The organism is Allofournierella sp., assembly GCF_017889395.1.
Taxonomy (GTDB): Bacteria; Bacillota; Clostridia; order Oscillospirales; family Ruminococcaceae; genus Allofournierella.
In genome coordinates this window covers 17,194-31,842 of the sequence record NZ_JAGHKE010000035.1, presented here as the reverse complement: position 1 = coordinate 31,842, position 14,649 = coordinate 17,194, and the positions used below count along the sequence as shown (strand labels likewise).

Genomic DNA, 14,649 nt, shown 5'->3' with positions numbered 1-14,649 from the left:
GCACCACCAGCTTTTCCTGCTGGGGTTCCAGCAGGCCTCGCCCATCTCGGGGGCCAGCCGCTCCATGATCCGCAGCGCGTTGTACCAGTAGGCGTTGATTTCCACCGGTTTGCCGTGGCGGGGGGTGGGCAGAATGTCGCCGATGCGCACATCCATCCAGGTCACCTGATCCAGCCCCTGCCCGGCGGCGATCAGGCCGTCCGGCTCCATGTGGATGCCGAACTCCGTGCCCTTTTGGTAACCCTCTATGATCCGCTTCATCACCGACCAGGCTTTTTGCACAAAGGCTTCGTCGCCGGTGTAAGCCCGGTAGAGCCAGATGCAGTTGATGAACAGCAGTGCCGCGTCCACCGTGTTGTACATGGGCTCGTTGCCCCCTTCCGGAAAGAGGTTCGGCATCAGGCCGCCCCGCTCATGCTCCAGGAAGGTGGTGAGGATGCTCTTTGCATCCTCATACCGGCCGGTGGCCAGTGTGCAGCCGGGCAGGGCGATCATGGTATCCCGCCCCCAGTCCTCAAAGAAGGGGTAGCCCGCCAGAATCGTTTTTGCCCCGGTGGAGGCCCGTTGGGTGATGAAGGCGTCGGCGCTTACCGCCAGCTGACGGGCCGCCGAATGACGGAATCCGCTCTGCTGTTCCAGCGCCCGCAGCCGCTTTTTTGCGTTTTGCAGCACCTTACCAGCGGCAGACAGCTCCTGTTCCAGCGAGAACACCATGTCCAGTGTTTTCTCCACTCCCGCCGGAACGGTGATGGAAATCTGCACGTTTGACGCCGTGTGCCCGGCGGCCCGGCGGCCGTCGCAGGCGTCGTAGGCATACCAGAGCGTCTGGCGGCGCAAAGGCGTTTCCTGCAACTGGCCGTTGGTGCCGATGTGCAGCCGCAGCCCGGCGGATTCCACCGCGCCCTCCCGGAAAACAAATCGCTGCCGGGCGCTCAGATCCTTGCCCTTGAGCACGAACTGCATCCAGGGTGTGACGGTGAGCGTACAGTCCGCGCCGGATTCATTGCCGATGCGGTAGCGCACCGCAAGGGTGTTGCGCTCCCAGTCCAGCGCCAACTCCTTTTCCACCCGCACACCGTTCAGCTGATACCACCAGTGGGGCAGGCCGTCCACCTCCATGCTGCACATATGTTTCCAGCCCTCCTCCGCCGGAAGGCCCCGGAACTGCTGGCTGGACAGATGCTCCGCCCCGCCCTCGGTTTCCAGAACCTCTTCCAGTCGGTGGATCAGGTTCCAGCGGTGGTTGGGCGCCTGGGTGCAGGCCATCAGTACCGCGTGGTCATTGCGGGCGGCGGCTCCGGTGATGGTCTGAGAGGAAAAGCCGCCCAGACCGTTGGTCACCAGCCAGCAGCTTTCCTGCCCGCGTTCCTGACTGCGAAAATCCTGTTTTCCATATATAAACCGCATTGGTTTCCCCTCTTATAATTGTGTTGTTATCGTTTGCCCAGGATCATCGCGGCTATGGGCTGCACCTGCACGTTTTGCACAGCGGGGTGCTCCTGCCACCAGGAGCTGCTGCGCTCGTCTGCCAGCAGCTCCCACTCGCCCTCTTCCAGTTCCAGCTCCACCGGACGGGAAGAGGCATTGTAGGCCAGCAGAATTTTGCTCCAGCGTCCGCCGTTTTCCAGCAGGGCCGTCACGCACCGGGCTGCTGGCACCTCCGAATGCAGCAGCCGCCGGCCAGCTTGTTCGCTCTTGTCGCACAAGGCGGGCAGCTGCTTGCGCAGGGCAATGAGGCCCTGGTAGTATTCCACCAGCTCCCGGTTTTGCCAGGCCCGCTCCCAGTCCAGCCGGTTGAGTTCGATGGGCGCTTTGTGGGTATTATCCTCCCCCTGCTTGGTGCGGCCGAATTCCTCGCCGGAAAGCAGGAACAGCCGCCCCTGACAGGTCATGTAGATGGCCGCCGCCAACTGGCTGGCCCGCATCACCTGCGGGGCCGGAGCGTCGAAGTTCTGCTGCGGGTCCATGGTGACCACCAGCTTATCCCACAGGGTCATGTCGTCGTGGGAGGAAAGATAGGTGATGACCTGGGAGGGCGCTGCCGCACGGAAGTTCCGCGCCTGCCCACACCAGGCGGTGATGCTGTGCAGGATTCTCTTCTCAAAACCACTACCGCCATTCACAAAGCCCGGTTTCTCCCGATACATCACCGGGCCCTTCACCGCGTCGCGCACGCCGTCGCAGAAGGCGCCAATCTCCGGGTCCAGCCCGGCAAGGGCCTTTTTGTCTGCCGACCGAACGCCCCGTTTCCGGGCGGTGGGACCGGCGGCCCAGGGCTCGCCGAACACCAGCTTTTCGCCCCGGCCGAAGCGCTCGTCCAGCGCGGCGCGGATACGTTCCATCAGGTCGGTATCCAGAAGGCCCATCAGATCAAAACGGAAGCCGTCCATATGGTATTCTTCGGCCCAGTAGAGCACCGAGTCCAGAATGTATTTTGCGCACATGGAGCGTTCGCTGGCCACATCGTTGCCGCATCCGGAGCCGTTGCTCCAACTGCCGTCCGTCCAGGTGCGGTAGTAGTAACCGGGCACCGTGCGTTCCAGCCAGGAGTCCTGGTGGTAGGTGTGGTTGTACACCACATCCATGATCACCCGGAAGCCCTGCCGGTGCAGCGACTGTACCAGCTCCTTCAATTCCCGGATACGCACCTCGCCCCGGGCCGGGTCGGTGGAGTAGGAACCCTCCGGCACATTGTAGTTCACCGGATCGTAACCCCAGTTGAAGCTGTCGTCCGGGTGGGCTTCATCCACCGAGCCGTAATCGTACACCGGCATCAGCTGCACATGGGTCACACCCAGCTGCCGCAGATACGCAAGGCCGGTGGGCTGACTGCCCTGATCGAACAGGGTGGTGTCCGCGCAGCAGAAGGCTTTGTATTTGCCCCGCCAGTGCTCCGGGAAACCGCCGCTTTGCGCCCAGGAAAATTCCCGCACATGCACTTCATAGACAATGTCCTCCAGCTGGCGGGCAGGGGCTTTGTCCTCCTGCCAGCCCTCCGGGTCGGTGGCGGCAAGATCCACCACCATGCTGCGCTGGCCGTTCAGCCCGCAGGCCCGGGCATAAGGGTCGGCGGTGCGGCGGGTGGTTCCCTCTACCGTGACCAGATAGTCGTAATACACGCCATCCAGCCGCTGATTAATACCGGCAAACCACACGCCCTTTTCGCCCCGGTCCAGAGCCAGCGTCTCAAAGGCTTCTCTCTCATGGCCGGACCGGAACAGCCGCAGCTGCACCGTTTCGGCGGTGGGAGCCCAAAGGCGGAACTCGGTGCCCGCTTCGGTAAGCCGGGCGCCCAGATCATTGCCCTCGTAGTGGAACCGGCGCGCAAACGCTTTGCTGTTAAAATCCATTCCTCTGCATTCCTTTCCGGTCACGAACTGCCGTCAGCCCTTAACTGCACCGGCCATACCGTCCACATAATATTTCTGAAGCTTCAAAAACAGCAGCGCAATGGGAATCGAAATGAGCACTGCGCCCGCTGCAAAGCTGGTGTACCAGCTGTCGATGTATTCCTTCTCCAGCATCTTCCACAGGCCGATGGCCACGGTGTACTGGTCGGAGTTGGCCCGGCAGATCACCTTGGCAAAGATGAAATCCACCCAGGGGCTGATGAAGGAGGTGAGCAGGGTGTACACGATCACCGGCTTGCTCAGGGGCAGGGTGATCTTTGTGAAGATCTGCCAGCGGGTGCAGCCGTCGATGAGCGCAGCCTCATCCACCGCATAGGGAGTGGTATCGAAAAAGCCCTTGGCAATCTGGAAGGCCAGCGCCGCGCCGCCGGAGTAGCACAGAATCAGCGCCAGGCGGATCAGGGAGCCTTCGGTCAGGCCCACCGCCTTCAAAATAAAGTACACCGCCACCATGGACATGAAGCCCGGGAACAGCCCCAACACCATGGACATATTCATGTAGGGCTTGCGCATCTTGAACCGCATACGGGACAGGCAATAGGAGGCCGACAGCACATAGAAGCTGGACAGCAGGCAGGAGCATACCGCAATGATCAGGGTATTCATGAACATCTGGGGGAAGTTCAGCACTGCCGTGTCGGTGAACAGACGGGTGTAGTTGTCCAGCGTCAGGGTCTGGGGGAAGAAGGTGGACACATAGGACCCCTTCTCGCCCCGGAAGCTGGTCATGATGACCCACAGCACCGGGAATACCCAGATGGCGGCCAGCGCGGCCAGCAATGTATGGACCAGGATATTGGTGCGCCGCCGGGCGGCCTTTGCGCTTTTATACCGTTTCATCGCTTAAAATCCACCTTCCTCTTTGTAGGACTTGCTGCGCCGGTAGGTAAACAGTGCACCCACCGACAGGATGATAAAGGTCAGAATGCCAACGACCGCACCCACGTTGTAATACTGCTTGTCGATGGTCAGCTTGTACAGCCAGGTCACCAGCAGATCGGTGCTGCCCGCCGTGGAGGACAGATTGGTGATGGGGTCACCGCCGGAGAGCAGATAAATCACGTTGAAGTTGTTCACGTTGCCGGTGAAGGTGGCAATCAGATAGGGAGTGGTCACATACAGCATGTAGGGCAGCGTGATGCTGAAGAAGGTGCGCACCGGGCCCGCGCCGTCCACCTTGGCGGCCTCGTACAGATCGCCGGGAATGTTCTGCAGAATGCCGGTGAGCTGCATCAGAGTGTAGGGCACGCCCACCCAGATGTTGATCACGATCACGGTCACTCTGGCCCAGGTGGGGTCGGTGAAGAAAGGCAGACTGGCGTCCGGGGCGATCAGGCCCAGATTCCGCAGCAGCACGTTCACCGCGCCGTTGGGCTGAAGCATGGTGCGCATGATCAGCAGCGATACGAACATGGGCACCGCGCTGGAAAGCACGAAGCAAAACCGCCAGAAGCCCTTGGCCCGGGTATCATTCCGGTTGATGAGCAGGGCCAGCAGCATGCCGAAAATGTAGTTGGTAAAGGTGGCAAACACCGCCCAGACCAGCGTCCAGACCAGCACCGACCAGAAGGTGCTGCCCAGCACACTGCTGGAATCGAACAGGGCCGCGAAGTTTTCCAGGCCCACCCAATCGAAGAGTACCAGATGGTTGTCGATTCGGCTGTAGTTGGTGAAGGCCATGCAGATCATGAAGGCCAGCGGCAGGATGGTAAGCGCCGTGATGAAGAACATGGGCGGGGTCATCAGCAGCCGGTAGAGGTTTTCATCCAGCAGGCTGGCCAGATCCTCCCGGAAGCCGTTCACATGGCGGCCCTCTTTTTTCAGGCATTCCGCCTTGTAGGCACTGCGCAGCGCACCGCGCCAGCCCCAGAAGGCAATTACCGTGAGCAGGATGGTGGCCACGCCGTACAACAACAGCAGCACCGATTGGTCGCCCTTGGTATAAAGGAACACCTGATTGGCTTCGTCCCAGATCTCCTGCTGCTCCACCGAGCCCAGGGTCACCAGCATGACCAGATTGTGCAAGCCATAACGAACCATGAAGAATATGTACGTCAGTTCTCCGGCCAGAAACAGCAGGCCCTTAATGAGCTGCCCGTTCAGCATATTACCGAGGCCCAGCACCAACGCGGACAGCCGGGTCACCGCGCTGCCCTGTCGCAGGGCCTGAATGCAGGTATAGGGAGTATACCCTTCCGCCTGCTTGGAATTGAACCGTTTCATCGTCACACCTCACACCTTTCTCAGATTCCGTCGCTGTTCATGGCGTCGTTCATCGCCTTGGTCTGTTCGGCGGCGTTTTCCTTGGTCACCGTGCCGTTGCGGATCGCCTTGCCCATGTTTTCCACCGGCGTCCAGCAGTTGTTCATCTGGGCCACGAAGGGCTGCAGCTTGGAGGTACGGTCGAAGGTGTCGTTCTGGGCCCGAACCACTTCATCCGCCGCAATGGCCGGGTCCTCGTTCAGCTCGGTATTGCAGGGAATCACGCCGCGCAGCTCGTAATGGAGCTGCTGCGCTTCGGCGGAACCCAGATACATGGCCAGCTCCACTGCCTGCACCATGTAATCGGTGGAGGTGTTCACGCCGATGGCCTTGGAACCGGCGTAGGCGTACATCTGCTTTTCCTCCCCGTTCAGCGTGTAGGTGGGCAGGGCCGCCACACCCATGTTCTCTCCCAGAATCTCCCGCACCGCGGCGGCATCCCAGGAGCCGGAGAAGATAGCGTGGATGCTGCCGTCTCGCAAGCCGGCAAGACCGCTGCCATCCTGATCGATCTTGAAGTTGGGATTCGCCGCCAGATCCACCAGATACTCGGTCACTTCCACGGCGTTTTCTCCGCCGAAGTCCGCGCCCAGCTCTTCCTGAGTACCGGCACCGCAGAGGGTGCAGCCGTTGCCGAAATAGAAGGCGGGCAGATACCAGGAGTTTACAAATGGGAACGATACAACTCCCTTTTCCAGCATGGCATCCAGGCTCTTCACATCCTCTTCACTGAACACCCGTTTGTCGTAATACATGTACCAGGTGTTGGTGGTGAAGGGCACCCCGTAGATGTAGCCGTCCAGTGTAAGGGAATCCAGCAGAGTTTCGCTGTTGGTCGCCTTCAGCTCGTCGGCGTACTTGCCGCCAAATTTAGCCAGCGCCTTCGCGTCGGTCATGGTGGTCAGAGTATCGTTGGCATACAGGAACACGTCTGCGCTTGCCTCCGGGTCCTGCGCCACCGCTGTGGCTGCCGAAGCCTCGTCTGCTACACCATATACAAAGGTGATGTCCCATTCCGGGTGCATCTCAGCAAACCGCTCGCAGCAGGTCTGCAGCCACTGCCCACTGGACTGGGACTGGTCCTCCGAAGGGGACCACACCATCAGTCGAACCTTTTCTTTCGTCTGCTGCGCGTTTTCGGTGCCGCCGCAGCCGGTCAGAAGCAATGCCCCCGCACACAGCGCCGCTGCCGCCCGCGCAAATTTTCCCTGCATTTGCTTGTTCCTCCTTCAATTTATTTCGTAAAGTTTCGCAGTAATCACTATACTCCCCTTCCTCCTTCGCCGTCAAGATTTCTGGGGCCATTCCGCCATTTTCTGCCTAATGCACAAGGATTTCCAGTTACTTTCGTCACTTTCCACAGCAGCAATTCAAAACTTTACGAAACTTCTTTTCATTGGTCTTATCAATTGCTTTCGCCGCCCTGCACATTGATTTTCCGCCCAAAAGCCGTTATAATGGATACAAAGCAAAGGAATCTTTTCTTCTTTTTGAAAAAACGAGGAGCTTCATGGCCAGAATCGAAGATATTGCCAACAAATTGAACATCTCCAAAGGGACGGTTTCCAAGGCGCTGAACGGAGCGCCGGATGTGAGCGAAACATTGCGAAAAGCCGTTCTGGAAACCGCGGTGGAATTGGGATACTCCCGCTCCATGCGCAAACGGGGCGCGAAACAGCTGTGCCTTTTTATTGAAAACATGACCTGCGAGGAGCCCTCAGACTTCGGCTACGACATTGTGACCGGCTTTCGCAAGGTGGCCGAGCCTGCGGGCTTTGTGGTGTGCGTGGTACCGCTGGACGAACAGATCCAGAAAAGCATTTCCTACGACGAATACATGCTGCAAAACAACTACGTGGCGGCCTTTTTCCTGGGCCTTTCGCTGGCGGACCCCTGGCTGCATCAGCTGCAAACCAGCCATACTCCTGCCGTATTGCTGGATAACTATATACGGGCCAACCCTTCCACCTGCTATGTGGGCGTGGACAACAGCGAAGGCATGGACCTGGCTGTGGCTCATCTGAAGGAGCAGGGGCACCGGCGGATCGGTTATCTGAGCGGTGGGCTGGGTTCCTATGTGAACCAGCAGCGCTACAGCGCCTTTTTCCATGCACTGCGCAAGCACAACCTGCCGGACGACCACAGCCTGGCGGGCAGCGATTATTATTTTTCCGAGTGCCTGCAAAAGCACCTGCCTGCCCTGCTGGAGCAGAAGGTGACCGCCATTGTATGCAGCCACGACCTGCTGGCCCACACGGTGATGATCCACTGTCAGGAGATGGGCCTGCGGATTCCCGAAGATCTGAGCATCATCGGCTTTGACGATCTGCCCCTCTGCGCCTATACCCAGCCCACCATGACCACCATCCGGCAGGACCGGACCCAGCTGGGCAAAAGCGCCTTCTATGCGCTGTCCAGTCTATTGGCGGATGTGCCCATCAGCACGCTGCTGCTGCATGCCCGCCTGATGGTACGTCATTCCTCCGGCAAAGCGCCGCAATAAAAGGCAGCGAAATATTGATCGCGAAACTTCCGATACACATCCATTTTATATGCCAAGGGCTATTGCTTCACTTTCGTGAAGCAATAGCCCTTTTTCTGCGGAAACCACGCCCCGTACGCCATTGATGCTATGCGGTATTTTGCCTCATTTTCCCGTCAGCCGCACCCATTGAGAATTACTAAAACAGGGATAAAATAAGTAGTGTACTACCTATTAGGAGGAGAGCATATGGCGGAATACATCTCATTGGGCAGACGCTTTGCCATCATTGACCGGGCATTCAAGCAGCACCTCAACAAAAAAGCGGACCAGCTGGGGCTCACGGCTGTACAGCTGCGGGTCCTTGGTGAGTTGAGCCGTCTGGAAGCATTCGGTACAAAAGAAGTAAATCAGCGTGATCTGGAACAGGCCGAACAGGTAACTCATCCAACCATGACCGAGATGATCAAACGGCTGGAGAAAAAAGACTTTGTGACCTGTACCACCAGTACCATCGACCGCCGGTATAAAAAGATCAGCTGCACCGAGCGTTCCCGGAATTTGTATCTGGAACTGGCACAGGCGGACGAAGCAATCACAAAAACTCTCTGCGCTGGTCTTTCGGCAGAGGAACAGGCAGAGCTGATCCGGTTTACCGATTGTATGCTGGATAACATCGGGTATCATCTGTAACGAGAAAGGAAGGACCATGACAGACTATCAGGCAACCGCCGGGCAGACCTATATGCCCGCCCGGTAAAACACCGAAATCGATATTTTACCCTATGAGCGGCTGAGCCGCCCCCAGCCAGAATATCCCCCACTGGAGCTGAACGCTATGGCGCAGGAGAAGGAGTGGGTGCTGCAGTCCCAGACGCAGCATTTTCTTCCCGGCGTGAGCGCAAAGATGCTGGACTGGTTCTGGGCCAACATGGAAAAGGGTTATTACCTCTGGGCCCCCGGTTCCCACAAACGATTCAGCTGGGTAAAAGCTCCCTGGGAGTATGGGTTCGGCAACTCCGTGCACATGATCTCCGAATCTGTGGGCAAGGGCAGCCCGGTGTTCGGCGGCGAAGGCATAGAGATCCACCGTCTGGGACTGGAGTACTTTCCCTTCACCTATGCGCTGAGCCATGTCCTCGTGGAGGGTGTGTTCAACGACAAAGACGAATTTGTGGACATGACCGTGCACATGTGGTAGGACTGTGAGGGTGGCTGTAGCCACATCACGGCAGCAGTGGCAAGCACCACGGTGTCTGAACCGCCTCATTTTGTGAAAGAGATTCTTGCCAAAGATCCTCATGCCAGACTGCAGCCTCCCAGCACCACGGATCACGCGGAGTACGAGGCCAGCCGGTGGCCCAAATTTCTGCCCCAGCTGTACCAGTTGTGGAAAGGTCATCCGGACCCCTCGCAGAACGTGGTGTGCGATCTGACCGTTCACAAAACCGGCGAGGAGCAGTGGGAATACTGCTGCCCGCACAAGGGTCTGAAATAATCCAGCAACAAAGGCAGAGAATCATTCATGGACATTCTTACAATCATTCTTGAACAGATCGGTCTGTTCGTCATTTATATCATCGTGGGCGTTTTTCTGGTTAAAACAAAGGTATTCAATGCCACTACACTGGAAACTTTGTCCCGCTTTGTATTGAAACTGGGTCTGCCGGTCATGATCTTTATCAACACAGTAAGCGGTGTGGATCGTGCAGCCCTGATCCGCTCGCTGCCGGTGCTGGGGCTGGCAGTGGTGTTCTATTTCTGCACCTTCTTCCTGGGCAAGGGTTTGGCTCGCCTGTTTCATCTGCAGGGCAGCCGGGCTCAGGTATACCGGGCGCTGAGTATGTTCGGCAATGTGGGTTTTATGGGCATCCCCATTGTTTCCAGCATCTTTCCGGAGCAGGGTATGCTGTACATCTCGGTATTCACCATTGTGGATCAGCTGGTTCTCTGGACACTGGGCGTTCAGCTGACCGGATCCGGTGAAAAGGGCTCGTTCCAGCTGAAAAAGATGATCAACCCCTGTACGGTGGCCATTGTCGCTTCGGTGCTGCTGGTGGTAACCGGTATCCCCCTGCCGCAACTTCTGAATACCGCGCTGAGCAAGATCGGCGCCACAGCCACCCCCATGGCCATGATCTATCTGGGCGGCGTATTTGCCTGCATGGACATTCGGAGCTATCTGCGGGTAAAGGAATTCTATGGGATCGTGCTGGTAAAGATGGTCGCGTTTTCGGTCCTCTTCTATCTGGCGACCAGTCTGCTTCCCATTGACGAGAGCATCCACCTGACGGTTTCCCTGCTGGCAGCCATGCCCGCTATGTCCTCTCTGGTCATGATGGCAAAGGCCTCCGGTACCGAAGGCGATTACGTCATGGGCGGCATCTTCGTTACGACAGTCTGTTCCATCGTGACCATTCCGCTGGCCTACTGGCTGCTTCAGCTGGTGGGGTAACTGGGTCATCACTTTTCATTCTTAAACCAAATGTTAGCCCTGTAAAAGAACGCGGCAGCAAAGCCTTCCGAAAAAGGCCTTGCTGCCGCGTTTCTTTGATTTTTAGAGAACTTCTTATTCGTAATGCTCCTGTTCCTTCACGCAGATGGATTTCAGCTCGTCCAGAAGGGCCTGCAGGGCATCCACCACATGGGGGCGGATATCGCCGCCCACCAGAAGCAGCATCAGGTCGTCGCCCACCTGCATTGTTCCGCTGTTCAGCCATGCCCGCACATGGAAAATGCCCGGCATCTTTTTGATGCGCTGCACCGCTGCATCCACCTTCTTCTGATCAAAGGAAAACTGCATTCCCGTCACCCGCGGCGAGTTCTCGCCATGGCGCACCTGTGCTTTGGCAGTGCCCCGTACCACCCCGTTGTGAAACAGATACATCCCGCACTGGTCCGCATCGGGCTGTTGCTTTGCCTCCTTCAGCCACTGCTCGATGGAAGGCACGTTTTGCTTTTGTGCATTGTTCCGTTCCTCCGGGCTGGTAACGGCGGTTGTTTCGTTATTCATTCTGCTTCTCCTCCCTGAAAAGAACCACCGTGCTCTTTTCGGATTTTTCCTGCGGGCAGTAAATTTTCAAACTGCCCTGCCTTGTCTTATGGATACTATTCTAGCACACAGCCGCCCAAATCAACAGGCTATTTTTGAGAGTTTGATAGAACCTCTCTCTGAACTCTTAAAGGAATCACCCGGTCAGAATGATTTCTTCCGTTCCATTGATCATTTCCAGCTAGAACCCACCCTGAAAACGCCCAGCTACAACTGCTTCCAAAACAGTTCGCGGCCGGGCATTTTTGGTATAAATTTTACCTCCCGACGCACCGCTCTAAATAGCCCGAATGAACTCACGTTCTCTTCACCCTGTTTGTGGTATACGCTTCTCACTGTTTTCCGGTATAAAATTTTCTCTCCAAAGCCTTATAACAAGCGGGTTTGTCCCCGGGTTGCCGTCTATTAATCCGTATGCGCTTGCGAACGAAACGACTCCAAAACCGGTATGCGTTTTGGGCAAAAAACAGAACACGGAAACCCTTCCCCAAAACAGACCTTTCAGCGAACTGATTTTTCCGCAAAACCGGTATGCGCCTGTCCCCCTTCTTTTGGCCTGTTTTTCTATACCACTTTTCCCGCAATGTAATGGAGTGCAGTCTCGTTTTTCCGTTCCATGATCTGGGCGTCTTGGATGCTTTTGGAAGTATTTCACAATTCATTCGCCACTTGTTTTATCTTTCCGACAAAAATCTTCCGATTGCTTGAAATCCCTTTTTATCGGACATATCATCCGTTACACTATTAGTAAAGCCCTTTATCCCATTACCCAAAAGAAGCGGCCCTGATTTTTGCAAAACGGACGGTGAACGCCATGCAATTCCGAGCAATTACACTGAGCGATATTCCGGAGGCAAGTTACCTCACAGCAGCGAACGCATCCAGATATCGCGCTATTATGCGGATCTTCTATCTGGAATCCCAGAAAGCAAACATTCGTTTGAACAAGCAGCAGCTGCTGGCTTTGCTTCGCTCCGATTCCCACTTCGCCCAATACACTGCAGAGGAGCTGGAACAGGATCTTAGTGCCCTGTGCCAATGGCGGAATCTGGTTCCCATCCAGGATCCTCATCGCCCCGGCAGCATCGCTGAATACAAAAACAAACAGTTCAGCTATTCCATGTCTCAAGCTGCCACGGAAATCGAGCGGATGACCCTTTCGCTGGAAAGCCTGAACCTGCGCACCGCTGTGCTGTCCTCTCAGCTGTTTGAGCGAATTCTTGATACCGTGGATCGGATGTCTGCGCTTTCCGTCCAGAACAGCGATGCGATCAGTCAGTCATGGGATCTGCTGCAGCAGGATTTCCGCCAGCTTACCAATCGATATCAAGACTATCTGCGGGATTTCTATTCCTCGCAGGCAGAACATATCCTGCAGACCTCCGAATTTTTACCTTATAAGGATAAGGTGATTCGCTATCTGCAGGAGTTTGTTCTGGAACTGCAACGCCATGCGGAGAAAATCCGCCGGCTTCTTCTGTGCCTACCCGATGAACGGATCGGGGAAATTCTGGAACAGGTATATGCGGCCCAGAAGCGCGAAGGCGAAGGACGTCTGATCCAGCGGGATGACAACTATGACCAACAGCTGCGTGATCAGGTCTACGGCTTCTGGAACAGCTTTTACCACTGGTTTGTCCCGACGGAAAACAGCCAGAGCGACAGCCAGCATGTACTGGATCTGGCCAACGATATTATTCAGCGGATCCTGATGAATGCCGAGCTGATTCTGCAGGCTCACAGCGGCGGCGCCAACCGAAAAAACGAGTACAAAAAGTTTCTGGAGCTTTTTTCCGCCTGTTCCACACTGGCAGATGCCCATCGCCTTTCCGGCATGGTGTTTGGTGCTCAGCAGGCAGTTCATCTGACAGGAATCAACGCGGAAACCATTTATGAAACCGACGCCTGTCTGGATGCACAGCCCTTTCTCTACCCTCTGCGCAACCGGCGGCGACCAGGCCGCCCACCCCGGGAAAAGAGCTTTTTCTCCGACAAGGGACTGGAAAAAGCCGCTCAACGGCAGGCCTATCTGCAGCAGAAACAAGAACTGCACAATCAGCTGCAGCGTCTCATCCGGAACGGCCGGCTGGATTTCGCATCCGTCCAGGAGCCCGTCTCTCCTCAGGTCCGGCAAACACTTTTATCCTGGGTCGTGAAGGCAAACGCCAACGCCAGCAAACGTGCCCGAACGGAATATGGTCAGATTTACACCATAACCTGTCCACAAGGAAAGACCTGCGTCCTTCCCTGCACCGACGGAAATCTGACCATGCCCGCATATTGTCTTGTTTTCGAGGAGGTGCACTCCCATGGATGAATTTCGCACCCTTTTGAATCAGTTCTGGATTCGCAGAGAGGATGACCGGGAACTGTTTTATCGGATTCGGCGCAAACTTCCTGATCTGCGACGCACCCTGCGCGATCAGTTCGGGTGGGAAGTTGTCAGCACCGAAACATTGATTCGACTGGTCAAGGAGCCGGGCAAGGCTGATGCAGCATTCGGAATTTCCGACTTTACCGAAATCAGCGACTACTGCCTTTTGTGCGGTGTTTTGCTGATGCTGGAGGACAAGGACGACGGTCAGCGCTTTTTGCTGTCTGAGCTCACACAGGCACTGAGCGCTTATGTAAAGCCTTATTGGCCTGAACTGAGCTGGGAGCGGTATCAGTGCCGCGCCTCTCTGGTTCGCGTACTGCAATATTCGGAACGAATTGGTCTGCTGCACAGCTGCGAGGGGGAAAGCAACGCCTTTGCATCTCATCAGGAGCAGGAAGTGCTGTACGAGAATACCGGCCTTTGCCGCTATTTCAGCGTGAATTTTCACCGGGATATTTCCGGCTATACTTCGCTTTCGGATTTTGAAAATCCTCCTGTGGACGGGCCGGATTCCGACCGGGGTACTTTCCGTACCTATCGGGTGTATCGCCAGCTGGCACTGGCGCCCGCTGTGTACTGGACAGACCCGGCAGACCCGGTGTATGCCTACATCAAAAATCAGCGCGGTATGGTGGAACACAATCTGGACGAAACCATCGGCGGAACGCTGCAGGTCTATCATAACGGGGCATTTTTCCTTCCGGAAGAAGGAGTCCCCTGCGGCGACTGCTTTCCACGGGATCAGATGCTCAGCGACATCATTCTGTTGCTTTTTGAGCGTTTGAGTGAAAAAACCGCCTGTGGCATCTTTGACCGAACTGCGGACGACCGGATTCATCTGACTTATCAGGCTTTCTTTGATGAATTGGACGCACTTCGCAGGGAACATCAGGCTCAGTGGGGAAAAACCGCTGCGGAAAAAGAGCTTTCCGCACTTGCACAGGATGTGCTGGAGGAATTGTCTTACTGGGGATTCGCATTCGTCGATCAGGACATCATTACATTCAATCCAGGGTTCAGTCTCTGGCAGGGAATTTATCCGAAAAAACAGTGATGGGAGGGTTTA

Annotated in this window: 12 protein-coding genes and 1 pseudogene; 7 read left to right on the top strand and 6 right to left on the bottom strand. The window is 56.4% G+C overall.

All coding sequences use genetic code 11. The annotated features are described in order from the left end of the window. Positions 1–51 precede the first annotated feature (51 nt). The 5 genes and pseudogenes from J7G73_RS06145 to J7G73_RS06125 form a co-directional block, all read right to left on the bottom strand. Positions 52–1,407, bottom strand: a pseudogene (locus J7G73_RS06145) (amylo-alpha-1,6-glucosidase); the annotation flags it as partial. 26 nt (positions 1,408–1,433) lie between these two features. Then, positions 1,434–3,350 (bottom strand): type I pullulanase, encoded by a 1,917-nt coding sequence (gene pulA, locus J7G73_RS06140; RefSeq protein ID WP_291245622.1) that lies wholly within the window; start codon positions 3,348–3,350, stop codon positions 1,434–1,436. Positions 3,351–3,383: 33 nt separating this feature from the next. Beyond that, entirely contained in the window at positions 3,384–4,250 is an 867-nt protein-coding gene (locus J7G73_RS06135; protein ID WP_291245621.1) for a sugar ABC transporter permease, read from the bottom strand. A 3-nt stretch (positions 4,251–4,253) separates the two neighbouring features. Further along, positions 4,254–5,633 (bottom strand): carbohydrate ABC transporter permease, encoded by a 1,380-nt coding sequence (locus tag J7G73_RS06130; protein ID WP_291245620.1) that lies wholly within the window; start codon positions 5,631–5,633, stop codon positions 4,254–4,256. Between the two features lie 20 nt (positions 5,634–5,653). Next, positions 5,654–6,886, bottom strand: coding sequence for an extracellular solute-binding protein (locus J7G73_RS06125; protein WP_291245619.1), 1,233 nt, complete (start codon positions 6,884–6,886; stop codon positions 5,654–5,656). A gap of 296 nt (positions 6,887–7,182) precedes the next feature. Between J7G73_RS06125 and J7G73_RS06120 the strand changes: the two genes are divergently transcribed. The 5 genes from J7G73_RS06120 (at position 7,183) to J7G73_RS06100 (ending at position 10,609) form a co-directional block, all read left to right on the top strand. After that, a complete protein-coding gene (locus J7G73_RS06120) occupies positions 7,183–8,175 on the top strand; it encodes a LacI family DNA-binding transcriptional regulator (RefSeq protein WP_289599814.1) in 993 nt (330 codons plus the stop codon). Between the two features lie 228 nt (positions 8,176–8,403). Next, entirely contained in the window at positions 8,404–8,847 is a 444-nt protein-coding gene (locus tag J7G73_RS06115; RefSeq protein ID WP_291245618.1) for a MarR family transcriptional regulator, read from the top strand. Between the two features lie 145 nt (positions 8,848–8,992). Next, the gene (locus J7G73_RS06110) at positions 8,993–9,355 is read left to right on the top strand and encodes a hypothetical protein (protein WP_291245617.1); all 363 of its coding nucleotides are present in this window, start codon (positions 8,993–8,995) and stop codon (positions 9,353–9,355) included. Positions 9,356–9,427: 72 nt separating this feature from the next. Beyond that, entirely contained in the window at positions 9,428–9,652 is a 225-nt protein-coding gene (locus tag J7G73_RS06105) for a hypothetical protein (protein WP_291245616.1), read from the top strand. Positions 9,653–9,679: 27 nt separating this feature from the next. Next, entirely contained in the window at positions 9,680–10,609 is a 930-nt protein-coding gene (locus tag J7G73_RS06100; protein WP_291245615.1) for an AEC family transporter, read from the top strand. Positions 10,610–10,723: 114 nt separating this feature from the next. On the opposite strand, the gene J7G73_RS06095 is transcribed toward J7G73_RS06100, so the two are convergent. Further along, positions 10,724–11,167, bottom strand: a complete 444-nt coding sequence (locus tag J7G73_RS06095; RefSeq protein WP_291245614.1) for a molybdenum cofactor biosynthesis protein MoaE — start codon at positions 11,165–11,167, stop codon at positions 10,724–10,726. Between the two features lie 853 nt (positions 11,168–12,020). Between J7G73_RS06095 and J7G73_RS06090 the strand changes: the two genes are divergently transcribed. Then, positions 12,021–13,523 carry a TIGR02677 family protein gene (locus J7G73_RS06090; protein ID WP_291245634.1) on the top strand — a complete coding sequence of 501 codons (1,503 nt, stop codon included), beginning with the start codon at positions 12,021–12,023 and terminating at the stop codon, positions 13,521–13,523. After that, positions 13,516–14,637 (top strand): TIGR02678 family protein, encoded by a 1,122-nt coding sequence (locus tag J7G73_RS06085; protein WP_087296268.1) that lies wholly within the window; start codon positions 13,516–13,518, stop codon positions 14,635–14,637. The genes J7G73_RS06090 and J7G73_RS06085 overlap by 8 nt, the downstream gene beginning before the upstream one ends. Positions 14,638–14,649: the final 12 nt, after the last annotated feature.